21 protein-coding genes are annotated in these 22591 nt (G+C 61.4%); 12 read left to right on the top strand and 9 right to left on the bottom strand.

Translation table 11 applies throughout. The annotated features are described in order from the left end of the window. Nucleotides 1-33: 33 nt before the first annotated feature. Both DFP86_RS15750 and ggt read right to left on the bottom strand, forming a co-directional pair. A complete protein-coding gene (locus DFP86_RS15750) occupies nucleotides 34-1938 on the bottom strand; it encodes an SAM-dependent methyltransferase (protein ID WP_133682997.1) in 1905 nt (634 codons plus the stop codon). A 79-nt stretch (nucleotides 1939-2017) separates the two neighbouring features. After that, a complete protein-coding gene (ggt, locus tag DFP86_RS15745; protein WP_133682995.1) occupies nucleotides 2018-3781 on the bottom strand; it encodes a gamma-glutamyltransferase in 1764 nt (587 codons plus the stop codon). Between the two features lie 78 nt (nucleotides 3782-3859). Here ggt and folE point away from each other — a divergent pair, with 78 nt between their 5' ends. Continuing rightward, nucleotides 3860-4567, top strand: a complete 708-nt coding sequence (folE, locus tag DFP86_RS15740; protein ID WP_133682993.1) for a GTP cyclohydrolase I — start codon at nucleotides 3860-3862, stop codon at nucleotides 4565-4567. A 2-nt stretch (nucleotides 4568-4569) separates the two neighbouring features. Beyond that, nucleotides 4570-4995: a BLUF domain-containing protein gene (locus DFP86_RS15735; RefSeq protein ID WP_133682991.1), complete on the top strand. Its 426-nt coding sequence runs from the start codon at nucleotides 4570-4572 to the stop codon at nucleotides 4993-4995. Between the two features lie 14 nt (nucleotides 4996-5009). Here DFP86_RS15735 and DFP86_RS15730 read toward each other — a convergent pair whose 3' ends face one another. Then, nucleotides 5010-5582 carry a flavodoxin family protein gene (locus DFP86_RS15730; protein ID WP_133682989.1) on the bottom strand — a complete coding sequence of 191 codons (573 nt, stop codon included), beginning with the start codon at nucleotides 5580-5582 and terminating at the stop codon, nucleotides 5010-5012. A gap of 125 nt (nucleotides 5583-5707) precedes the next feature. On the opposite strand from DFP86_RS15730, the gene DFP86_RS15725 reads away from it, so the two are divergent. From DFP86_RS15725 to DFP86_RS15710, 4 genes are all read left to right on the top strand, one after another. After that, a complete protein-coding gene (locus DFP86_RS15725; RefSeq protein ID WP_133682987.1) occupies nucleotides 5708-6163 on the top strand; it encodes a MaoC family dehydratase in 456 nt (151 codons plus the stop codon). A gap of 335 nt (nucleotides 6164-6498) precedes the next feature. Then, nucleotides 6499-7782 carry a dicarboxylate/amino acid:cation symporter gene (locus tag DFP86_RS15720; RefSeq protein ID WP_133682985.1) on the top strand — a complete coding sequence of 428 codons (1284 nt, stop codon included), beginning with the start codon at nucleotides 6499-6501 and terminating at the stop codon, nucleotides 7780-7782. 149 nt (nucleotides 7783-7931) lie between these two features. After that, entirely contained in the window at nucleotides 7932-9794 is a 1863-nt protein-coding gene (locus tag DFP86_RS15715; protein ID WP_133682983.1) for a sensor histidine kinase, read from the top strand. Beyond that, a complete protein-coding gene (locus DFP86_RS15710) occupies nucleotides 9787-11106 on the top strand; it encodes a sigma-54-dependent transcriptional regulator (RefSeq protein WP_133682981.1) in 1320 nt (439 codons plus the stop codon). The genes DFP86_RS15715 and DFP86_RS15710 overlap by 8 nt, the downstream gene beginning before the upstream one ends. On the opposite strand, the gene DFP86_RS15705 is transcribed toward DFP86_RS15710, so the two are convergent. Next, on the bottom strand, nucleotides 11074-11748 hold the full coding sequence (locus DFP86_RS15705; protein ID WP_166642302.1) for a TetR/AcrR family transcriptional regulator: 675 nt from the start codon (nucleotides 11746-11748) through the stop codon (nucleotides 11074-11076). The genes DFP86_RS15710 and DFP86_RS15705 overlap by 33 nt on opposite strands. A 146-nt stretch (nucleotides 11749-11894) precedes the next feature. On the opposite strand from DFP86_RS15705, the gene DFP86_RS15700 reads away from it, so the two are divergent. After that, nucleotides 11895-13022 carry a succinylglutamate desuccinylase/aspartoacylase family protein gene (locus tag DFP86_RS15700; protein WP_133682977.1) on the top strand — a complete coding sequence of 376 codons (1128 nt, stop codon included), beginning with the start codon at nucleotides 11895-11897 and terminating at the stop codon, nucleotides 13020-13022. Between the two features lie 32 nt (nucleotides 13023-13054). Here the strand turns inward: DFP86_RS15700 and DFP86_RS15695 are convergent, their stop codons facing one another. The 4 genes from DFP86_RS15695 to DFP86_RS15680 all read right to left on the bottom strand — a co-directional run bounded on the left by DFP86_RS15695 (nucleotide 13055) and on the right by DFP86_RS15680 (nucleotide 16178). Continuing rightward, nucleotides 13055-13822 (bottom strand): ABC transporter ATP-binding protein, encoded by a 768-nt coding sequence (locus DFP86_RS15695; RefSeq protein WP_133682975.1) that lies wholly within the window; start codon nucleotides 13820-13822, stop codon nucleotides 13055-13057. 12 nt (nucleotides 13823-13834) lie between these two features. Then, entirely contained in the window at nucleotides 13835-14551 is a 717-nt protein-coding gene (locus DFP86_RS15690) for an ABC transporter permease (RefSeq protein WP_133682973.1), read from the bottom strand. Then, nucleotides 14548-15237, bottom strand: coding sequence for an ABC transporter permease (locus tag DFP86_RS15685; protein ID WP_133682970.1), 690 nt, complete (start codon nucleotides 15235-15237; stop codon nucleotides 14548-14550). The genes DFP86_RS15690 and DFP86_RS15685 overlap by 4 nt, the downstream gene beginning before the upstream one ends. Nucleotides 15238-15395: 158 nt before the next feature. After that, nucleotides 15396-16178 (bottom strand): ABC transporter substrate-binding protein, encoded by a 783-nt coding sequence (locus DFP86_RS15680; RefSeq protein ID WP_133682968.1) that lies wholly within the window; start codon nucleotides 16176-16178, stop codon nucleotides 15396-15398. A 637-nt stretch (nucleotides 16179-16815) separates the two neighbouring features. Here DFP86_RS15680 and DFP86_RS15675 point away from each other — a divergent pair. From DFP86_RS15675 to DFP86_RS15665, 3 genes are read left to right on the top strand one after another with little or no spacing between them, the layout of a single operon-like run. Further along, nucleotides 16816-17178: a copper resistance CopC family protein gene (locus tag DFP86_RS15675; protein WP_133682966.1), complete on the top strand. Its 363-nt coding sequence runs from the start codon at nucleotides 16816-16818 to the stop codon at nucleotides 17176-17178. Continuing rightward, a complete protein-coding gene (locus tag DFP86_RS15670; protein ID WP_133682964.1) occupies nucleotides 17175-17987 on the top strand; it encodes a copper resistance D family protein in 813 nt (270 codons plus the stop codon). The genes DFP86_RS15675 and DFP86_RS15670 overlap by 4 nt, the downstream gene beginning before the upstream one ends. Before the next feature lie 12 nt (nucleotides 17988-17999). Further along, complete coding sequence (locus tag DFP86_RS15665) at nucleotides 18000-18332, top strand: MGMT family protein (RefSeq protein WP_133682962.1); 333 nt, start codon at nucleotides 18000-18002, stop codon at nucleotides 18330-18332. A gap of 11 nt (nucleotides 18333-18343) precedes the next feature. On the opposite strand, the gene DFP86_RS15660 is transcribed toward DFP86_RS15665, so the two are convergent. Continuing rightward, nucleotides 18344-18703 carry a translation initiation factor Sui1 gene (locus tag DFP86_RS15660; RefSeq protein ID WP_133682960.1) on the bottom strand — a complete coding sequence of 120 codons (360 nt, stop codon included), beginning with the start codon at nucleotides 18701-18703 and terminating at the stop codon, nucleotides 18344-18346. 207 nt (nucleotides 18704-18910) lie between these two features. On the opposite strand from DFP86_RS15660, the gene DFP86_RS15655 reads away from it, so the two are divergent. Together DFP86_RS15655 and DFP86_RS15650 are read left to right on the top strand one after the other, a co-directional pair. Further along, nucleotides 18911-20536, top strand: a complete 1626-nt coding sequence (locus DFP86_RS15655; RefSeq protein ID WP_133682959.1) for a methyl-accepting chemotaxis protein — start codon at nucleotides 18911-18913, stop codon at nucleotides 20534-20536. 418 nt (nucleotides 20537-20954) lie between these two features. Next, entirely contained in the window at nucleotides 20955-22580 is a 1626-nt protein-coding gene (locus DFP86_RS15650; protein ID WP_133682956.1) for a GNAT family N-acetyltransferase, read from the top strand. Nucleotides 22581-22591 lie beyond the last annotated feature (11 nt).

Here is a 22591-nt window from a genome sequence, read left to right as displayed (position 1 = left end):
TCATAAATGAAAGTCGCCCGAGCGCTCACCGGCTTACTCCGCGGCGGCGGAACGCGCGGCATGCATGATATGCGAGATGCCGGCATAGTGCATATTGTCTTCGCGCCCGGCGAGGTAGTGCTGGTTAAGCCGTTGCGCCGAATAGTCGTCGACCAGGGCGAATCCCAGCGCCTCGAGCTTTTCGCACAATGCCGCCGGCTCGAAGAAGCTCTTCACCGGCTCTCCCATCTGCGCGAGCCGCGCCACCATGCCGGCTTGGATGCTCTGCTCCAAAGCACCCATCGCCGACGACGCCAGCGAGTAGTCGAACACCACGCCGCTGCCGGCCGGGCAGCCGGCGATGAAAGCCAACGTCTGCATCACGGCGTCCGGCTCCAGGTACATCACCACCCCCAGCCAGGAAAAGAACGCCGGTTCGTCGTGCTTGAAGCCCGCCGCTTGTAGCGCATCGGCCAGCGTCTGCCGTTCGAAGCAAACCGGGACATAGCGCACCGAGGCCGGCTCGGCGATGCCGCACTCGGCCATGTGCGCGCGCTTCCACTGCTGGGTGTCCGGCAGATCCACTTCGAATACCTGCGTATCCGGCGCGGCGGCGCCTCGATAGGCATAGGTATCGAGCCCGGCGCCGAGGATCACGTATTGGCGCACGCCACGCCGTTCGGCTTCGGCCCACAAGTCTTCCGCCAACCGGCTTCGCACCGCCAGCGCAGTGCGCAGCCCTAGCGCAAACGGATTATCGAAACGTTCGAGTTCGGTGCGGATGGCCTCGGCCTCGACCTCGCCGGCCATGGTCATGGCCATCGGGTCGGTAAACACCAGCGGCCGGTCATACCATTGGTGCGCCGCGCGTTGCACGGCGACCATGAAGGCGCTGGGCTTGGGCGCGCGATTGTCGCTCTGGGTACGAAAAGGGGTGTATACGTGCTCCATGGCTCGGTGAACCCAGGAAATCAAGTCTTGGTCGACGCCGATATGCTGGGTCAGGCGCGGTTCCTGCAGGAATGCCCGACGAACCCGGCTCTCCAATTGCTTGTCGTCGCCGAAATACGAGTCGGCGAACAAGTCCAGCCAGCGCCGAGCCAACGCTTGCGCTCGTTCGTCGTCCACCGCCATGCCCTGTCGCATGGCCTGTCTGACTTCGGCGATCAGCACCGCCCAGGACGGGCCATGGCGCCGCTGGCGCTGCAGGACCGTCTGCTGCTCGGCCTTGCTCAAAAACGGTGCCAGCAACGCCACGTGGGCATGGGCGGCACCATCGGCCAACCAACCCATCATCGTAGGCGTCAGCCCGCGAATCTGTTGCGCGCGCGACTCGGCGACATACAAGTCGCGTAGCTTCAGCGCCAGCGAAACATCGTTGCCGGTGATATCGCGCAGCAACAGCCCCCAACGCCAACCGAGCTCTCGCCCCGTTTCGCTATCCGGCGTCGCGCCTTGCGCCATCGCCGCGCTCACTGCCGTCATCAATTCGGTCCAGACCCGGTTGAGCTCGCCGCCGCTGCGAGCTTCCTGCTCGCGTAGCGTCTGCAACTCCTCGGGGGATAAATGCTTTTCCAACATGGCCATCATCTCCAGGATCGACAGCCAGTCGCCGATTTCCACGCCATGAGGCTCGGCCAAGCGCGCGCGTAGCCGTTCCAGGCGGGCTTTCAGGATCTGGGTCTGTCGGAGTTGTCGATCGAGGAAGGCAATCTGCCGATCGAGCAGGCGCGGATCCGGTTCGGGCACCGCCAGCAACTGGCGGATATCGTCCAGGGCGTACCCGAGTTGGCGCAGTACCAGAATACGGTGCAGCCGTTCGACATCGTCCCGACCATACAGCCGGAAACCGCCGCCGCTACGCCCGGATGGCGACAGCAAACCGATATGGTCGTAGTGATGCAAAGTACGCACCGTCAGCCCGGTACGCCGTGCCAATTCACCGATTTTCAGCCACATGCAGCCTTCCTCCTGACAGCACCATAGAATATGACGTTACGTCAGGATCAAGTGATTAGACAATATTGCGCACTTTCGGTCAGTTCCCGAGCACCATGCCTTCGCGACGCGGGTCGGCACCGCCGACCCATCCCGAGCGCGAGCGCGCAAGGGCGGCCAAGCCGCTGGTCAGATCGGTCTGCTCAATTTGATGGCCTCGCGCCGCCAAGAGCGGCGCCAGTTGATCCAAATCGCGGCCGGCCTCCAGCTCGGTCGGACCGTTGCGGCTACCGTAATGCGGCAACGATACCGCCTGCTGCGGATCGAGATGCCAGTCCAACATCCCGATCAAGGTCTGGGCCACATAGTTGATGATCGCACTGCCGCCGGGGGAACCCGCGATGGCATACAGCTTGCCTTCTGCATCGAACACCAGCATCGGCGCCATGGCGCTACGCGGCCGCTTGCCGCCCTCGACGCGATTGGCCACCGGCTGTCCTTGGTCGACCGGATTGAAGGAAAAGTCGGTCAACTGGTTATTCAACAGAAACCCACGCCCCGGCACCATGATGCGACTACCGAATTGATCTTCGATGGTGGTGGTCATGCTCAGGGCATGGCCGAAACGATCGACGATCGTCAGCTGGCTGGTGCAGGGCAGCTCCACAGCACTGTCGGCGCCCCAGGCGACCGGCTGGCCAGGTAGGGTGCCAGGCTGCGCCTTGCCCATCGACTTGAGTGGATCGATCAGCTGGCTGCGGCCCGCCAAGTACGCCGGATCGAGCAATGCTTGCGTCGGCACCCGCACAAAATCGGGGTCGGCCAGGTACTTGCCGCGATCGGCAAACGCCAGGCGGCCGGCCTCGCTGAACAAGTGGACGGCATCGACCGACTGCGGCGCATAGCTTGCGAGCGGGAAACGCTCCAGCACCTTCAGCATTTGCAATACCGCCACCCCGCCCGAGCTCGGCGGCCCCATGCCGCACAAGCGGTAGTCGCGATAACTGCCGCACACCGGTTCGCGCTCGATGGCACGATAGTTTCTCAGGTCGGCCAGGGTCATATCGCCAGGGCTGCCCGCGGCCCGATCCACGGCAGCGACGATGTCGCGCGCCAGTTCGCCCCGGTAGAACGCCGCCGGCCCCCGGCGGGCGATCAGACGCAAGGTCGCGGCATAAGCGGGGTTTTTCAGCATCGTTCCGATCGGCTTGGGACTGCCGTCGGCGCGGTAGAAATAACTTTTCGCCGGCTCGCTCCGCGCGAGGAAACGTTCCCCTGCCAGCAGGCCATACAAGCGCGGCGAGATCGGGAAACCACGCTCGGCCTGGGAGATCGCCGGCTGGAACAGCATCGCCCAAGGTAGGCGGCCGTAACGCTTGTGGGCCAAGGACAGCATGGCCAGCACGCCCGGCACGCCGACCGAACGGCCGCCGACCACCGCTCGGTAGAAATCCAACGCCTGACCTTCGGCATTTAGAAAGCGATCAGGACGGGCCGCGGCCGGTGCGGTTTCACGCCCATCGAAGGTCGCCACGCGCCGACCGTCGAAATACACCAGAAAGGCGCCGCCACCGATGCCGGAGGATTGCGGCTCGGTCAATCCCAGCATCGCCTGGGCGGCAATGGCGGCATCGATCGCGCTGCCGCCGCGCGCAAGCATAGCCATACCGGCCTGGCTCGACAGCGGCGTCGCCGTGATGATCATCTGATGGCGGCTCTCGACCGCCGCCTTGGCGGCGAACCCCGTCGCGGCCTCGGGCGCAGCCGGGCCGGCCAGCGCCCGAACCGCGACCAGCAGGGTCAATAACCCCACAAAAGATAAGCGATTGAATTTGCTGGGGATGGCCAAAAGTAAGCTTTTCATGCGTATACTTGCCTTCATCGTAAAAAACCTAAAACATATGCATAAAGTTTTAGCATTATTGAGCCAGGTCTTCACGCCATGAACAAATCCGAACAAACGCGCGGCCAGGAAACCTCGCCCGTTTCCCAGCGCATCCGCGAGAGATTACAAGCCGCCGGCAAGCGCTTTCATGCCAATGACAATATCGCTGAGTTCATCGAGGATGGTGAACTGGAACAATTGCAGGCAGAGGTACAACAGCACATGCAGCACGTGCTGCAAAGCTTGGTGATCGATACCGAGCATGACCACAACACCCAGGAAACCGCCAAGCGCGTCGCCAAGATGTTCGTGCGCGAGGTGTTCAAGGGGCGCTATGTGCCCATGCCGGCCTCGACCGAGTTTCCCAATGTCGAGCAATTGAACGAATTGATGATCGTCGGCCCGATCATGGTGCGCAGCGCCTGCTCGCACCATCTGTGCCCGATCATGGGCAAGGTCTGGGTCGGCGTGATGCCCAACGAACACTCCAACCTGATTGGGCTGTCCAAGTATGCACGCCTGATCGATTGGGTGATGACCCGGCCGCAAATCCAAGAAGAGGCCGTGTCGCACATGGCGGATTTGCTGATGAATAAGCTACAGCCGGATGGGTTGGCCATCGTCATGGAAGCCGACCACTTCTGCATGCATTGGCGCGGGGTCAAGGACAACCAGTCCAAAATGACCAATAGCGTGATGCGCGGCTCGTTTCTGCGCGACGCCAATCTGCGGCGCGAGTTCTTGTCGCTGATCCACAGGGGATAATCATGTTGGTGCGCCTGATTTATGCCAGTCATACCCAAGAAGCCATTTCCGGGCGGCTGATCGAAGACATCCTGTCGCAAGCCCAAGTGCACAATCCGACCAAGGGCATCACCGGCCTGCTGTGCTACAGCCGCAACACCTTTGTTCAGGTACTGGAAGGCGGGCGGGACGAAGTCAACCGGCTATTCCAGCTCTTGGCGAAAGACCCGCGCCACCAGGACGTGACGCTGCTGAGCTACGAAGAGATCGTCGAACGCCGCTACGCCAACTGGGCCATGGCGCGCGTCGCGCTCGACAAGCTAAATATGTCGCTCTTGCTGCGCTACTCGGATCAAGCACAGCTCGATCCGTTCACGGTCAGCGGCGAGAGCACCGCGCGGCTCCTGGAGGCGCTGGCCGAAGCCGGCGCGCTCGGCACGCGCGGTTGAGCGGTGGCGGAATGTCAGGCGAGGCGGCCGGCAAGCTCGGCCACACGGCGCCCCAGCTGCCGGGCGGTTTCCAGATCGCCTGAGCGGGGCGCCTCGTCCGGCGAAGCATCCGACGGCGAAATGGACAAGGCCCCCGCGAAGCCGGCGGTCCAATTGACGTCCGCCGGACCGTGCGCCTTGGTATTGGCCGGCATCAAGCCGGTACCGACCCAGATCTGACTGTGCTGCTGCGACAGCGTGAACAGGTAGTTGATGGTCGAGCCCTTGTCGCCATTGACCGAGGCCGAGTTGGTGAAGCCGGCGGCCAGCTTGTTCTTCCACGCCTGGACAAACCAGGGTTTGGACGAGGCATCGGCGAATTTCTTGAATTGCCAAGCCGGGCCGCCCATGTAGGTCGGGCTGCCGTAGATGATCGCATCGGCCTTGGCCAACGCATCGAAGGTGCCATCCGGCAAATTGCCCTCGGCGTCGATGCGATACATCGCGACCGTGGCGCCGGCCACCGCGGCCGCCCCCTCGTACACCGCTTCGGCCTGTTTGGCGGTATGTCCGTAACCACTGAAGTACACGATGGCAATGTGGGTCATCTGCAATCTCCTTGTCGTCAAAAAATAGCGCGCCCCGATCCCGGGGGCGCCGATAGTCTGTTTATAGACTATCGGCATAGAATCGATTTCCGACCAAACCATTTTGCACGGAGGACGCCAAGCCCATGTCGCACCCAGCTCCGACACATTTGCAGGACTTCGCTCTAGGGCAGACTTTCGTCAGCACGCAATATGAAATGACCAGCGAAGCCATCAAGGCTTTCGCGGCACAGTTCGACCCACAACCCTTTCATCTGGACGAAGCCGCGGCCGTCGACACGCTGTTCGCCGGACTCGCCGCCAGCGGCTGGCACACGGCCTCGGTCACCATGCGCCTGTTGGTCGGCAGCGGCCTGGCGGTCGAAGGCGGCCTGGTCGGCGCCGGCGCCGAGCTGCGCTGGCCGCGCCCGACCAGGCCGGGCGATGTACTGCGGGTCATCAGCGAAGTCACCGATATCAAAACGTCGCCGGCCCGTCCGGCACGCGGCTTGGTCACGCTAAAAAGCGAAACCCGTAATCAACACGGCGACATCGTGCAACTCATGACATCGCGCTTATCGGTCCCCGTCCGCGTCGAATAACACGCCCTTGCGTTCGGATTTTCGAACGCCATTGACCCCATCTAGTACGGAAAACCAAACGCGCCGCCCGGCGCGTTTTATTTTTTATTTATTTATCAACACCTTAACTTATCGACCGTCCGATTTGTCGCTGGCACGCCGCGTGCTATTAAAGCGGCAACGATGACAACAAGGCGGTCATGAACCGCCAGCGGCAGCGGGACAGCCGCAGCATCGTGCACACACACACAACCAAATGGCATCTCCTGCGGGAGGTTACCGAATGGACAGGGCTACGCGACGACGGACCGGAATCGACACCGTTAAAGCGTGCCGGCTTTTGAACCGGAGATTGTATGAAATCGAATAAAATCACGATGTGGGTCGGCATTGCGCTGATCCTCGGTATCGTCGTCGGCTTCTTGTGTCATAACTCACTGGATGCGGCATCGGCCAAGAACGTCGCCGCCAATTTCTCCATTCTCACCGATGTTTTCCTGCGCATGATCAAGATGATCATCGGCCCGCTGGTGTTCTCCACGCTGGTGGTCGGTATCGCCAGTTCGGATACCAAGTCGGTCGGCCGCGTCGGCGCCAAGGCCATGGTCTGGTTCATCGTGGCATCGCTGGTATCGCTGTTGATCGGCATGTTCTACGCCAACGTGCTGCAACCGGGCGTGGGCTACAACCTGCCGATGCCGACCGGCACCAGCGGTCTGAAAACCAACGCGCTCAATCTGCACGACTTCATTTCGCACATGTTCCCGAAGAGCTTCTTCGAGGCCATGACCAACAATGAAATGCTGCAGATCGTCGTGTTCTCGCTGTTCTTCGGCATTTCGATGGCGCAGCTCAAGAACCGCTTCCCGACCACCTTGCTGAAAATGCTGGACGACGTGGCGCACACCATGCTCAAGCTGACCGGCATCGTGATGGCCTTTGCCCCGCTCGGCGTGTTCGGTGCCGTGGCCTCCACCATCTCCACCCAAGGTCTGGGCGTGCTGATCATCTACGCCCGCTTCCTGGGCGCCTTCCTGGTGGCCATCGCCACGCTGTGGGTGTTCCTGCTGGGCATCGGTTACATGTACCTGGGCCGCGACATCTTCGCGCTGATGAAGAAGATCCGCGCACCGATGATGCTGGGTTTCGCCACCGCAAGCTCCGAAGCCGCCTTCCCGAAGGTACTGGAGCAACTGGACGCTTTCGGCGTCGACAGCAAGATTTCCGGCTTCGTGCTGCCGCTGGGTTACTCGTTCAACCTGGCCGCCTCGGTGATGTACGCATCGTTCGCCGCGCTGTTCATCTCGCAGGTCTATAACGTACCGATGTCGCTCGGCAGCCAGCTGACCATGCTGTTGGTGCTGATGGTCACCAGCAAGGGCATCGCCGGCGTACCGCGCGCCTCGCTGGTGGTGGTAGCCGCCGTGCTGCCGATGTTCCATCTGCCGGAAGCCGGCATCCTGCTGATCCTGGGTATCGACCAGTTCCTGGATATGATCCGCACCGCCACCAACGTGATGGCCAACTCGATCGCCACCACTACCGTGGCCAAGATGGAAAACATGCTGAACGCACCGCAAACCGAGCCCAGCACGGCCGCGGTCGAAACGGAAGGACAGCTGGCAAACCAGGAAGCCTGATCGCCCATCGATTGGGAATCCGCCCGTATGCCGTTCACTGTTTGAGTGAACGGCATTTTTATTTACCAAAGCTTGACCATGCAGTTTGCCTTGCCCAGGCATTCTGACTATTCTCGCCGGGATAGCTACTTTTCTGTGTTTACGACCCCATGTCCAAGCGTCGTTCCTTGTCCGGTTCCATCCTGTATCTGGCGCTGATTTCCTTCATCGTCACGGGCTTTGCGTTCTGGGCCTTCAAAGCTAGCTTGTCGTCCTCGCTGGCCGAACTGGAAAACGGCGCCAACCAGCGCCTGGATCTGTATGCCGCCACGCTCGACAGCGAAATGGAGCGCTTTGCTCGGCTGCCGGGCGTGCTCGGCCTGTCGCCGGCGGTGGTCGGTCTGTTGCACACGCCGCGGGACCCAGAGTTGCAGCGCCAGGTCAACCGCTACCTGGAACACCTGACCGAGCGCACCGGCGCGACGGCCATCTACATCATGAACAATCAGGGGCAGGTGCTCGCCACCAGCAACTGGCAGCAGCCGGACAGTTTCCTCGGCGAAAACGATGCCTTCCGCCCCTATTTCAAAGAAGCCATCATCGGCAAGAGCAGCCACTTTTTCGGTATCGGCACCACGCGCAACGAGCCGGGCTACTACCTATCGCAAGCGCTGGATGACGACGGCAACGCCATCGGCGTTGCGGTCGTCAAGATCAGTCTGGCGCATCTCGAACATACTTGGAGCCAGAACAAGGCCCTGGTCTGGGTCGCCGATGCCAACAGAGTGGTGATCCTGGCCTCGCGCCCGGAGTGGAAATTCGCGACGCTCGGCAGCTTGTCGAGCGCCGATCTGCGCAAATTCGACGAAACGCGGCAATACAACCGTTTCAAGCTCAAGCCGCTGAAAATCGACGAACTGCACCGGCAGTCGAGCGATGCCCGCGAGGTGCGTTGGCAGGCACCGCCCGGTGTGGCCGACTCGGCATTGCACCGCTATCTGGAGCAGACGCGTCCGCTCGCCGGCAGCAACTGGCAACTATCGGTACTGATCAGCCTGGCGCCGGCCTATAGCCTAGCCTATAGCCGCGCCGGATTGGCTGCGGTACTGACCATCCTGATCCTGACCGGACTGGTGCTGCTCAATGAACGCCGGCGCCGGCTGCGCGACAAGCTGGCGGCACGCGAGGCGCTGCATCGCGCCTATCTGCAACTGGAACAAAAGGTCGAGGAGCGCACTTCCGACCTCTTGGCAGCCAACTGCCAATTGAAGGAGGAAGTCGCCGAGCGTACGCGCGCCGAAGCGCACCTGCGCCAGACCCAGGCAGAACTGATCCAGGCCGGCAAGATGGCGGTGGTCGGCCAACTGTCGGCGCAGATCGCCCATGAACTGAACCAACCGTTGGCGGCGCTCTCCACGCTGTCGGCCAATACGGTGAAATATCTGGCGCGCGGCAACCTCGCGACCGCCAGCGGCAATCTGGAAACCATCGGGCAACTGGTCGAGCGCATGGGCCGAATCACCGGCGCGCTACGCTCCTTCGCCCACAAATCGCAAACCAGCAGTGGCCAATCGGCGTTGACACACACGCTCGACAACGCCCTGTTCCTGGTCGATCAGCGCCTGCGCCACGGTGCCATCGAGGTACGGCGCGAAGAAGCGCCCGGTCTACTGGCCGATTGCGACCCGAATAGGCTGGAACAGGTACTGGTCAACCTGCTGACCAATGCGTTGGATGCCTTGCAAGATCAACCCGGCGCGCTGATCGTCATCCGCAGCCGGCAAGACGGCAATCGGGTCGAACTCACTTTGCACGATAACGGCCACGGTTTTTCGGCCAAAAGCCTGCAGCATCTGTTCGAGCCGTTTTACACCACCAAGCCCGCCGGGGTCGGACTCGGCCTGGGCCTGGCTTTATCCGCCAGCATCGTCGCCGAAGCCGGCGGCACGCTGACGGCGGCCAATCATCCGCATGGCGGGGCGATCTTCACACTGACCCTGCCCGCACACTCCGGAGAGCCTGTCCATGTTTGAAGGTATGTCTGTCTTCATCGTCGAGGACGATCCCAGTGTATTGCTCGGCTGCATGCAGGCCTTCGAATTGGAGGGCATCGCGGTGGCGGGCGCCGGCAGCGCCGAGGAAGCGTTGCAGCTGGTCGCCCACGGCTTTGCCGGCATCGTCATCAGCGATATTCGTCTGCCCGGCACCGACGGCATGGCCTTGTTGAAAAAATTGCGACTGCGCGACGACGAATTGCCAATCATCCTGATCACCGGGCACGGCGACATCGATCTGGCGGTACAGGCCATGAAGGATGGCGCTTACGATTTCCTGGAGAAACCGTTCTCGCCGGAACGGCTGGTCGATGTGGCACGGCGGGCGCTGGAACAGCGCCGCCTGGGACTGGCGGTTCGCAATCTAGAACAGCAGCTGCAAAGCAAATTCACGCTGGAGACGCACCTGATCGGCCGCTCGCCGGCCATGGCGCGCATCCGCGCCATGATCGCCGACTTGGCGGATACCGCGGCCAACGTGCTGATTCACGGCGAAACCGGCTCGGGCAAGGAGTTGGTGGCCCGCTGCCTGCACATGGCGAGCAAGCGTAGCGAACGGCCGTTCGTGGCGCTCAATTGCGGCGGCCTGAGCGATACGCTATTCGAAAGCGAATTGTTCGGCCACGAAGCGCATGCCTTTACCGATGCCAAGAAGAAACGTATCGGCAAGTTCGAGTACGCCAACGGCGGCACCTTACTGTTCGACGAAATCGAAAGTATGCCGATCGCGCAGCAAATCAAGCTATTACGCGTGCTGCAGGAGCGCAGCTTCGAGCGCCTGGGTTCGAATACGCCGGTACCGCTCGACTGCCGCATCGTCGCTGCGACCAAGTTCGATCTCAAAGCCATGAGCGATGCCGGCCAGTTCCGCTCCGACCTCTACTACCGCCTGAATGTCGTCTCGCTGGAGCTCCCGCCGCTACGCGAACGCCGCGAAGACATTCCGCTCTTGTTCGAGCATTTCCTGCTGCAGGCTTGTGCCCGCTTCGACCGCGCGACGCCGATGCTGGAACCGGACGAACAGGCGCTATTGCTTGGCCACGATTGGCCGGGAAATGTGCGCGAGCTGCGCAATGTGGCCGAGCGCTTCGCACTCGGGATCCGCTCGCCGCTCTTGCCGGAAGCGCGCGGCAACGACACGCCGTCGCTGGCGCAAAGCGTGGAGGATTTCGAGCGCGTACTGATCGCCGAGGCGCTGCGCCGTCACGACGGCAATCTCAGCCGAGCCTGCGAAGCGCTGAAAATGCCCAAGACCACGCTATTCGATAAAGTCAGGAAGTACGGGTTGTGAACCCATGAGTGCGCCAAGCCACATGGCGTAGAGCGCGTGACGCAGCTCGGTGCGAAAATCGAGTCGCAAGATCGTAAGATCGGGCTCGTCGCGCAATGCGGCCAGCCCTGGATGCGCATCCAGCGCCTGCCACAAGCCAACGCATAATCCCCAGGTCTGCAACAGAAAAGCCGCGCCGCGTCCTAGCAACTGCGGCGCGCGCGCTTCCAATAAGGCGCCGGCCTGCGCCAACCCCTGCGCCAGTCGACGCTTGAACGCCAGCATCTCGGCCAACGGCAGGTTTTGCTCCAGTACCGCATTGCCCATGCCGGCCAACGACAGCAGCTCGCGCTGCTCGGCCAAGTAGTCCGACAGCGCCGGCGCGATATGACCGGCGGCGGCCACCGGTTCGGACGGCAGGGCGCGCAACAATGGCGTCAATCCAAAGAGCAGACGTTCGAAGCTGTCTTCCAAGAGGGCGATGAAGATCGCCTCCTTGGTTCGGAAAGACAGGTACACGCTCCCCTTGGCCACGCCCGCCGTCTCGGCGATCTGGGCCACGGTCGGCAATTGGCCGGACTGGCGATACAGCGCTTGGGCGGCCTGTAGCAGCGTGGCGCGCCGCGCGCGGCGCTGGTCGTCGGTCAGAGCTTTTCTGGGCATGGGAAAACAGAAAAGAAGAAGGCAAGGCAGGCAGTGTACCATCGGTCGATGTGCGGCATGATGCCATCTTACCTTGCCATAATCGCACTTGCTGGACATACCATGAACAGATAACCAAAAGTGGGAAACCGTCAGGGGGAGAAAACATGCATACCCATCACCATCCATTACTATCACCGAGCCTGGGCAGTCAGCGCACGGTCGCCAGTTTTCATTTCGGCCCCGCCGGCCACGGCGAGAAGACCTACATCCAAGCCAGCCTGCACGCCGACGAGCTGCCCGGCATGCTGGTCGCCTGGCATCTGAAACGCCAGTTACAGGAACTGGAAGCCGCCGGACGGCTCCGGGGCGAGATCGTCCTGGTGCCGGTCGCCAATCCGATCGGGCTGAACCAAAACCAAAGCCTGAATCTGCTGGGCCGCTTCGAGCTGCAAAGCGGCCAGAACTTCAATCGCCATTACCCGGCGCTAGACCATGCGATCGACATGGATGTGCGCGGGCAATTGGGATCCGACGCGGCCGCCAACACCGCCCTGATCCGCCAACACATGCGCCAATATCTGACCCGGCTGCAGCCGGAAACCGAGTTGCAATCGCTACGCCGGATACTCCTGGCGCTGGCGGCCGATGCCGACGTCGTCCTCGATCTGCACTGCGACTTCCGCGCCGCGCTGCATCTATACACCGGCACTCCGCTGTGGACGCAATGCGAGCCGCTGGCACGCTATCTCGGCGCCTGCGCCACCCTGCTGGCCACCGAATCGGGCGACCAACCGTTCGACGAGGCCTGCAGCCAGCCCTGGTGGCAACTGCGCGAACAGCTGGCCGCCGATGGTCAGTCGGCCAACATCGAAATGAGCTGCCTGGCCGTCACCGTGGAGTTGCGCGGTCAGTTCGAAGTGAACCACACGCTGGCTCGGCAGGACGCGGAGGGCATTCTGAATTTCCTGCGCTTGCGCGGCGTTATCGACGAGGTGGTGCCGCCGCTGCCAGAACTGCGCTACCCGGCCACACCGCTGGCAGGCTCGGAGGACCTCACCGCACCGCAGGCCGGCCTGGTCGTCTACCACGCCGAACCGGGCCGCGAGGTGGCGTGCGGCGAGCTGATTGCGGAAGTGATCGATCCGATCGGCGAACAGGTCGGCGAGGTCCGCGCCAACCGTGCCGGCATGCTGTACGCCACCAGCCACCGCACCTATGCCACGGCCGGCATGGGCATCGCCAAGGTGGCGAGCCACGAAGCGTTCAAAAGCGGGAAATTGTTGACGGCCTGACGCGGGCAGCGGGGCGGACGCCCCGCCCCGGCTTATTTGAGACTACCCGACAGGAAAGCCTTCAGACGTTCGCTCTTGGTATTGCCGAAAACTTCTTCCGGCGAGCCTTGCTCTTCCACCAAGCCCTGATGCAGGAACATCACGTGGTTGGAGACATTCCGGGCGAAGCCCATTTCATGCGTCACCACGATCATGGTACGGCCTTCCTCGGCCAGCGCCTGCATCACCTTGAGCACCTCGCCCACCAGCTCCGGGTCGAGCGCCGAAGTCGGCTCATCGAACAGCATCACCTCGGGCTCCATCGCCAGTGCGCGCGCGATGGCCACGCGCTGCTGCTGGCCGCCGGACAAGTGTGCCGGATATTTGCCCTGGGCCCGTTCGTCCAGACCAACCTTGCGCAGGTATTTGATCGCCCGCTCGGTCGCCTCGGCTTTGCTCATGCCGAGCACATGCACGGGTGCCTCGATGACGTTTTCCAGCACGGTCATGTGGCCCCACAGGTTGAAGTGCTGAAACACCATGGCGAGCCGGGTACGCATCTTCTGCAACTGGTCGTGGTCGGCCGGAATCAGTTCGCCGCTCTTGGCGCGTTGCATGCGCAACGCCTCGCCGTTGAGGCTGATGGTGCCTTCGTGCGGCTTCTCCAGGCAGTTGATACAGCGCAGAAAGGTACTCTTGCCCGAACCCGAGGAGCCGATGATGCTGATCACGTCGCCGGCCTTGGCGGTCAGGGAAATCCCCTTGAGCACTTCGTGATCGCCGAAGCGCTTGTGAATGTTCTGAATAATCAACTTGTCCATCGATGAATCCAATCAGTGAGAGCTGGCCGGGCGCAAGTGCGCGAGCCAAGTCTTTTCGGCCTTACGGAACAGGCCGACCAGAATGAAGGTGATGCTCAGGTAAAGTAGCGCCGCCAGGCCGAACGCGTTGAACGAGTCGTAGGTCGCGGAATTGGCGTCGCGTGCCACCTTGAGGATGTCCGGCACGGTGGCGGTAAAGGCGACCGTGGTGGAATGCAACATCAGAATCACCTCGTTGCTGTAGGCCGGCAGTGCACGGCGCAAGGCGGAGGGGATGATCACACGCCGGTACAGCGTGAACTTGCTCATCCCGTAGGCGCGTCCGGCCTCGATCTCGCCATACGGCGTCGCCTTGATGGCGCCGGCGAAGATTTCGGTGGTGTACGCACAGGTATTGAGCGCAAACGCCAGGATCGTGCAGTTGTAACCGTCGCGGAAAAAGGCATTGAGCAGGTCGACGTTACGCACCGCCTCCAGGCTATAGACGCCGCTATAAAAGAACAGCAGTTGCACGTACAGCGGCGTGCCGCGGAACACGTAGGTAAACAACCAGACGGCGCGCGCCGCCCATTTGGCCTTCGACACCCGCACCACCGCCAGCGGAATCGAAACGACAAAGCCCATCGCGATGGACAGCGACAACAGCCACATGGTCACGGCGAGCCCGGACAAGTGATAGCCATCGCTCCACAGGAACTGGCGCCAGAATTGCTGGATGATGTCGATCATAGTTCGGCCTCCCGCACACCAATCGAATAGCGGCGTTCGAGCCACATCAGAACCAGGTTGGACACCGTGGTCAGCAGCAGGTAAACCACGCCGGCGACGGTGGTGAAGAAAAAGACTTTATAGGTGCTCTTGCCGGCGTCGATCGACAGCTTGACCACGTCGGCCAGGCCGATGATGGACACCAGCGCGGTGGCCTTGAGCATCACCTGCCAGTTATTCGAAATGCCGGGCAAGGCAAACCGCATCATCTGCGGGAACTGGATGCGGTGGAACACCTGCCAATGGCTCATGCCGTAGGCGCGGCCAGCCTCGATCTGCCCGCCGGGCACCGCCATGAAGGCACCGCGCAAGGTTTCGGTGAAGTAGGCACCGTAGATGAAACCCAGCGTAATCACCCCTGAGGCGAACGGATTGAGATCGATCTGCGCCAGATGCTGCCAATCGGTCAGCTTGTTCAGACCGATCTGCAGGCTATAGAAGATCAACAACATCAACACCAAATCCGGCACACCTCGGATCAGCGTCGTGTAGAGGGTCGACACGGCGCTCAACAGCGGATTGCTGGACAACTTGGCGGCCGCGCCGAACAGACCGATGACAAACGCCAAGAGCAGCGACAATACCGCCAGCTCCAATGTCACCATGGTCCCCTGCCAGATGATGGGACCGAATCCATACAAGAACATGCTCTTCCCTTTCTCAGGATAGCGATGGCGGCGCGGCACCTAGCGCATCCTGATCCCGCTCGCAAAAGACAAGCCACCGACATGAACGGCCGAAAGGCCGATCATGCTGGTCGCTTTGCCACCGGTCCAACACAGGCGCCGGTGGCCACCACGGCCGATTACTTACCGTAGACGTCGAAGGAGAAGTATTTCTTTTCGATTTTCTTGTAGGTGCCGTCCTTGAGCATGGCGGCGATGGCCTTGTCGATCGCGGCCTTCAGCGCGGTGTCTTCCTTGCGCAGACCGATCCCGGCGCCGGTACCCAGGGTCTTGGCATCGACAAGATCTTTGCCGGCGAAGGCGAAGCCCTTACCTTCCGGCTTCTGCAGGAAGCCTTGGTCGGCTTGCACGGCGTCTTGCAGCGAGGCATCCAGACGGCCGGCCTGCAGGTCGGCCAACACCGCGTTCTGGTCCTTATACGGCACAACTTCTACGCCGGCGGGCGCCCAGTGCGCCTTGGCATAGGCTTCCTGGATGGTGCCCTGCTCGACGCCCACGCGCTTGCCCTTGAGCGAAGCGGGGGTCGGCATCAGACCGGCGCCGGCCTTGGCGACCATACGGGTCGGGGTATTGAACAGCTTGTTGGAGAAGCCGATTTCCTTCAGACGGGCTTCGGTCACCGACATGGACGACAGGATGCCGTCGAATTTCTTCGCCTTGAGTGCCGGAATCATGCCGTCGAAGTCATTTTCCACCCACACACACCGGGCTTGCAGGCGATGACAAATCTCGTTGCCGAGATCGATGTCGAAGCCGACCAGCTTGCCGTCGGGTCCCTTGGATTCGAACGGTGCGTAACTGGCGTCCACACCGAAACGCACTTCCTGCCATTGACTCGCCCATGCGCCGGCGGATACCGCCATCAGCCCCAGAGCGGCTACTGCTGCAAACGTTTTCTTCACTTGTTTCTCCTCAGAGACAAGATTCACTGCAACGATGAAAAAACCCGCGCCAAAAGCGACTGGCCGGGTATCGGGGTGGATTTCACTCGTTCTTCGGGGCTAATGCCCTCTATTGGCAAAGCAGGCTCCCTGTGTGCGGAAGCTCACGAGGTCGAATGTTATATAAATGTGACGCTATGTCTATCGAATTTATTTTTCTAATGCGGTAGGGAGATGTTGCCCTACTCAGGTCGTTTGCCCGTGAGATTGACTGCATAACCCATGTCAAATAGATGTCAACCTGCCCAATCGGCCGATATACGGTAAATATCAGTTTTTTCTCATGCAACTTCGGCTCCTGCATGAATTGATATTTCTCACAAAAATCAAATGACATGGAAATAGCATGATTTTCCGGCACTGTTGCAGTTTTGCACCGGAAAAGCCCGTGCCGTTCACATGACAGGCTGATTCTTCCCACTCCCGATTCGTGCCGTCCCCTGGTGGCAGCGAATGGGTCGGCACAAACCATGCATGCGACATATCGCCACAGGACAGCCACGAGACACGTTTGATAGATGACAATCATTCCTGTCTTGTATCATGGCGGCTTTCGCGCCTGCTTACACTTAGTTACCCGCTTTTCATGGAGAACCGCATGCCCCGCGTCCCCCTGCGTCAACTCTTCGGCGCGATTTTATTGCTGATCGCCCATCAGACCGTCTGGGCGCATGCCCATCCTGCCACCATGGTGCCGGCCGCCAATGCCGCGGTCGCCGCGCCGCACGAAGTCCAAATGCGTTTTACCGAGCAGTTGGAACCGGCGCTCAGTTCGATCGAAGTCAGCGACGCCCAAGGCAAAAAAGTTGCCGGCTCGCCATCCGCCGTCGACAGCGCCGCGCCCGATACCATGCGCCGACCTTTGCCGACGCTGGCGACAGGCCGCTATACGGTGAAATGGGTGGCCGTCGCCAAGGATGGCCACCGTACGCATGGTAGCTATACCTTCAACGTTCAATGACCGAACTGATCGACAACTGGGGCCAGCCGGCCTTTGCCGCGCTACTGGATGCCGGGATCGCGCTGCTGGCCGCCGGGCTGCTGCTCGGCCCGACGGCACCGCAACGCCGCGCCGCGCCGACCGCCCTGATCGGCGGCGCGCTGCTCGGCTATGTGGCCCTGGCCACGATCAATATGACCGATACCGCCCTCTCGGCCTTTCCTGCCGCACTGGGCCAGGTGCTTTGGCATACCCATTTTGGACGGACGCAGTTGCTGGCATTCGCTGCCTGGGGCATGTTGTGCTTGGCGGGAAACCGGCGCTCGATTCGTTGGGTCGCGGTGCTGACGCTGATCGTCGCGCGGGCCGCGACGGGCCACGCGGCCGATGCCGGCTGGGTCTCCCCGGCATTACTGGTGCAGACACTGCATTTGAGCGGCATGGCCGCCTGGGCCGGCACAGTGTTCTCGGCCAGCTTGCACCCGCCGCGGCGCGACCAGGCCACCGCACTTGGCCAACGTTTGTCGAGCCTGGCGGGATGGTCGCTGGGATTGATCGTCCTGACCGGTGTGTGGAATTTGACCCGCATTACGCATGACGCGCCTTGGCAGGCCAATGCCGATTACACGGGCTGGCTCTTGGCCAAGGGAGGACTGATCGGATTGGCTGTGACGTTGGGCGCACTCAACCGCTGGCGCTATCTCCCGCACATCGCGCGCCTCGATGGCCGCGCGCATCGGCGTTTCTGGCAGATTCTGCGTCTCGAGGGTCTGCTGTTAACCGTGGTACTGCTGCTGGCGGCGCGGCTCGCCGTCACCATGCCGGGCTAAGGACTCGAAACCATGCGTTCATCAACCGATTCCATGCTGAAGGCGATGCAGCGCATCGTGGCCGCCATTCCACCCGGACGGGTCATGAGCTACGGCGCTGTCGCCCGGGCAGCGGGCTTTCCGCGCCATGTGCGCATGGTGGCGAAGGCGTTGGCCGCATCGCCCGAACCGCTGCCTTGGTTTCGAGTACTCAATGCGCAAGGCGGCATCCCGGTGCGCGGGCTTACCGGCGAGGACGAGTGGCAACGCGTGCAACTGGAAGCGGAAGGCGTGACATTCGATCCGCGCGGCCGGGTAAACATGCGCGAGCTGGCTTGGTACCCGGACGAGATACCGCGACCCTGATTTTAATCTCGTCAGCCGCCGTTGCGTTTCACCACCCAGCCTTGCTGTTGCAATAGCGGTATCAGCAGCACGACATGATCGCCTTGGATTTCGATCACGCCATCCTTGACGGTGCCGCCGCTGCCGCAACGTTGCCGCAGCGACTTGGCGAAGCGCGCCAACTCGTCGGCGACCAACGGCACACCGCGTATCACTGTGACGCCCTTGCCTTGACGCCCCTTGGTCTCGCAACGAATACGTACCGTCCCATCGCCCGTTGGCGTCGCCGACTGCCGCGCACAGGTACAGGCATCGATCGGTTGCCGACATTGCGGGCACATCCTGCCGTGTTCGGTCGAATAAACCAGGCCGCCGCCTTTTCCAGACTTCATACATCCCTCCGAACCATGCGAATCGCAGCGCAGCATAGGGCCAGATGCCGCATGCGGCAACCGTGATTTATCCCGCTCGATTTGATCCTGATTAAGAGAACTCGCCATGCATCTAGGATATGCTGCCTTAGGCAATGATATTGTCATGCAAAGTACATCTCAAACTACAAGGGGGAGCGGACGCTCAAGGGCGTACCGGGGTGAAGCATGCGCAGACTTTCCGATTGGCCGATCTGGCTGCGCCTAACCGGCGCGATATGGTGCTGCTTGGTGATTGCGTGGGGAGCGATGATTGCCTGGGAAACCCAGGTCACACGCGATATCGCCATCGACCAAGCCACCGACATGGCACATTCGATCAACGAAATGACGCTGGCCGGGCTCACGGGCATGATGATCACCGGCACCGTCAACCAGCGCAACGTCTTTCTCGATCAAATTAAAGAACTTTCCGCGATACGCGATCTGCGTGTGGTGCGCGGTCCGGCGGTGGTCAAACAATTTGGACCTGGCGCCGGCAGCGAGGCCCAGCCCAGCGACGACGCCGAGCGACAGGCGTTGGCCAATGGCCAACCGGTGATTCGCATCGAATCGACACCCGATATCGGCGAACATCTGCGGGTCATCTACCCGGCGCTGGCCTCCAAGCAGTATTTGGGCAAGAACTGTATCAGCTGTCACATGGTGGCGGAGAAAACGCCGCTGGGGCTGGTCAGCATGCGCATCTCGCTCAAGAAGACCGCCGACTCCGTGGCCAGCTTCCGCAACCAATGCATCGCCTTCGCCATCGTGATCTCCCTGCCCCTGCTATTGACTGTGTTCCTGTTCATCCGCCGTGTGGTCACGCGCCCGCTATTGTCGATGGAACACCGGCTGGCGACCCTCGCCAAGGGCGAAGGCGATTTGACGCAGCGGCTCAACGACCGCCATGCCGATGAAATCGGCCGCACCGCCATACGCTTCAACCAAATGCTGGAAACCATCGCCGACCTGGTGCGCAAGGTCGGCGCATCTGCCACGGCGGTCAACGACGCCGTTCATACCCTCTCGGCGCAAACCGCCAGTCTGAGCGACAGTTCGCAGCAACAAACCAGTCAGTCGCACGTCGCCGCCGAATCGGTCATCACACTGGCCGGCCATATCGGCGATATCGCCGACAGTGCCAACCTAGTCAATGGTCGAGCCAAGGAAAGTCTGGCCCGAGCCGAGGAGGGCGTAAAAAGCCTGGCGACGCTGCAGCTGGATCTAAACCAAGTCGAGCAAGCGGTGCGCGTGGTGGCAGATGCCGAGAGTCAATTAATGGCCTCGACCACGGCCATTACCGGCATGACGCAACAGGTACGCGAGATTGCCGACCAAACCAATTTGCTGGCGCTTAATGCCGCCATCGAGGCGGCACGCGCCGGCGAAGCCGGTCGCGGCTTCGCCGTGGTAGCCGACGAGGTAAGAAAACTGGCTGAAAAGTCCGCCATCTCGGCCCGTGAGATCGACGAGGTGACCCGGTCGCTCGGCCAACGTTCCGAGACGGTGCGGCAGACCGTCATGACCAGCCTCGAATTTTTGACGTCCAGCCATCAATCCGCTGAACGGGTGGCCGGCGTGCTCGACAGCGCCAACGCCTCCGCGGCCGAGGTTTGCGATGGTCTGCAACAGATCGTTTCGGTCACCGTGCAGCAACTGCAAGTGAGCAATACGGTTGCCAGCAATATCGACGCCATTGCCGAGCTTGCACGCGAGAACGATGCCTCGATCCAGCAGACAGTCGGCGCGGCCGAGGAGTTGGAGCAGTTGGCCGAACGGTTGCATGCCTTGGTTTCGCGCTTCCATACATAAGTCATCGAACAGACGAGCGCCGTCCAAGGCAGGTGTTCACCACGCCGGCCTTGGACCGCGGCAACATTCAACACAGAAAAATCCAACCTCATGAAATGAAAGGTCTTTCCGCAAAACAATTGTCAATGACAACTTAACTGCCATTGTCTCATACCCTCCCCGCCATGCGGACCATACGCGTAATTAGCGACACTTTCCGATGCATGGCATCAAAATTTTCTCAACTTTCCTTTAACTCTTCGACGCCATGAAATATAGTTGATGTACAACAATCATCAGAAACATCCGATTGTCGTCGTGTCACTATTTGTGCACTTTAATAGCAAAACTGATTAATCTTTGTTGGTTGTTGTTGACAACAACATACTCGAAATATATCTTGCTTTCTGGAGCAGCAAACCATCTTCAGGAACCCGCAATGCAGCCCTCTATCGGAAACTTGCTACGCGAGCTGACCCGCCTGTATACCCAGGCCCAGCGCGAGCATGTCACGAGCGGCCATGACACCTCGTCAACACAGAGCCATGTGCTGATGGAATTGGGTCGTGCCGGCCTACTTACCCAGCAAGAACTCGGACGCCGCCTCAGCTTGGACAAAGGCTGGGTCAGTCGCGCAGTCGAAAGCTTGGTTCAGACCGGCCTGGTGGCCAAATCCCGTCATGACAACGATCGCCGCAGCCGCTGGCTCGAGCTCACGGCCAAAGGCAGAAAACGCTATCAAGCGCTGAACGAATCGCTGGATGCGCATGCCGAGCAACTCATGCAACCGCTAAGCGCCGATCAGCGCCAACAAATTCACCAGGCGTTGACGCTATTGATCGGCGGCATGCAAGGCGTCGATGCCGAAGCCGCGGCGGCACCGGTGGCGACTGTCGTTGCCGCCGTGGCGACAGCCGATTGGGCGGTCGAACCTGTCGAAGAGGCGCCGCCGATGCCGGCAGCCGAACCGATATCGATCGACCATGAGCCGGTCGTCGAACTGGCTGAGGCGGCGGAAGACGCCATCGCACAGCCTGAGCTGGCCACGATCGAGGCCGAGGCGGAGGTCGTGCTGATAGCGGAATCCAGTGCAGAACCGCAAGCCGCGCAGCAAGAAGCGCCGCCCCGCCCGATTTCGCCGCTGGCAGACAAGGTGCGCCCACCGATGCCGGTCGCCCATACCCGCATCGTCGGCTCCAAGACGCTGCCGACCCGGCCGCTGCTGTCGCGTACGCCCCCCAGAACGCCTTTGTCGCGCACGAGCACGCCAGCGGAAGAACGACATCCGGAACCGGTCGAAAAACCGCGGATGCCGCACCCGGCTATGCCGCCGAGCATTAACCAAGAGCACGGATCGCGCGCCGCGGCCCCCAGTACCCGCCCCGCGGTCGCTGCGGCTGCACCACCCCGTTCGCCGGCCCGCCCCGTGTCGGCTGCGCCTGCACAACCGGTCGCACAGCGCCCTGTCGCACAACGCGAATCGCCCCTGCCGGAAGATGCGCCGCGCTCGGGCTCGCTGTTCCAAAAGTTGCTATCGCAAGGCTCGCTCTTCAACAAGCTACTGCAACGCGAGCAGCAGCCGGAACAGGAATGGATCGAACAGCCGGCGCCAGTCGAGGCCGAGCCTGACGACGATATCCAGTTCCAGCCCGCATCGCCGACCGACTGGAACGAAATTCGCAATCTCCTGACCGCCAATCGCCTGCCGGTACAAGGCGCGCTCAACCATCTGATGCACTTCGTGGTCGCCACGGAAAACGGCCGTGTCGTCGGCGCGATCGGCATGGAGGTCTATGGCGACATCGGCCTGATCCGCTCGCTGGTCGTCGCATCCAATATGCGCGGGAAATCGGTGGCCAAACGTTTGTTGCGTTCGCTGATCGAACGAGCGCGCGCCAAGCAGATCGGTGCGCTCTACTTGCTATCCGGCAATACCGACAGCTTGTTCGCCGCGCATGGCTTCGAAAAGATGGCACGCGCCGATATGCCAACCAAACTGTATGTCTCTTCCGAACTGCAAGGCACCAGTTCTTCGTCGACCACGGCGCTGCGCCTGATCCTCTAACCCCGTCCAAT

Origin of the sequence: Paludibacterium purpuratum, assembly GCF_004363805.1 — a bacterium.
Taxonomy (GTDB): domain Bacteria; phylum Pseudomonadota; class Gammaproteobacteria; order Burkholderiales; family Chromobacteriaceae; genus Paludibacterium; species Paludibacterium purpuratum.
Note: the sequence above shows the minus strand (reverse complement) of the source record. Positions and strands in the feature narration are given on the sequence as shown.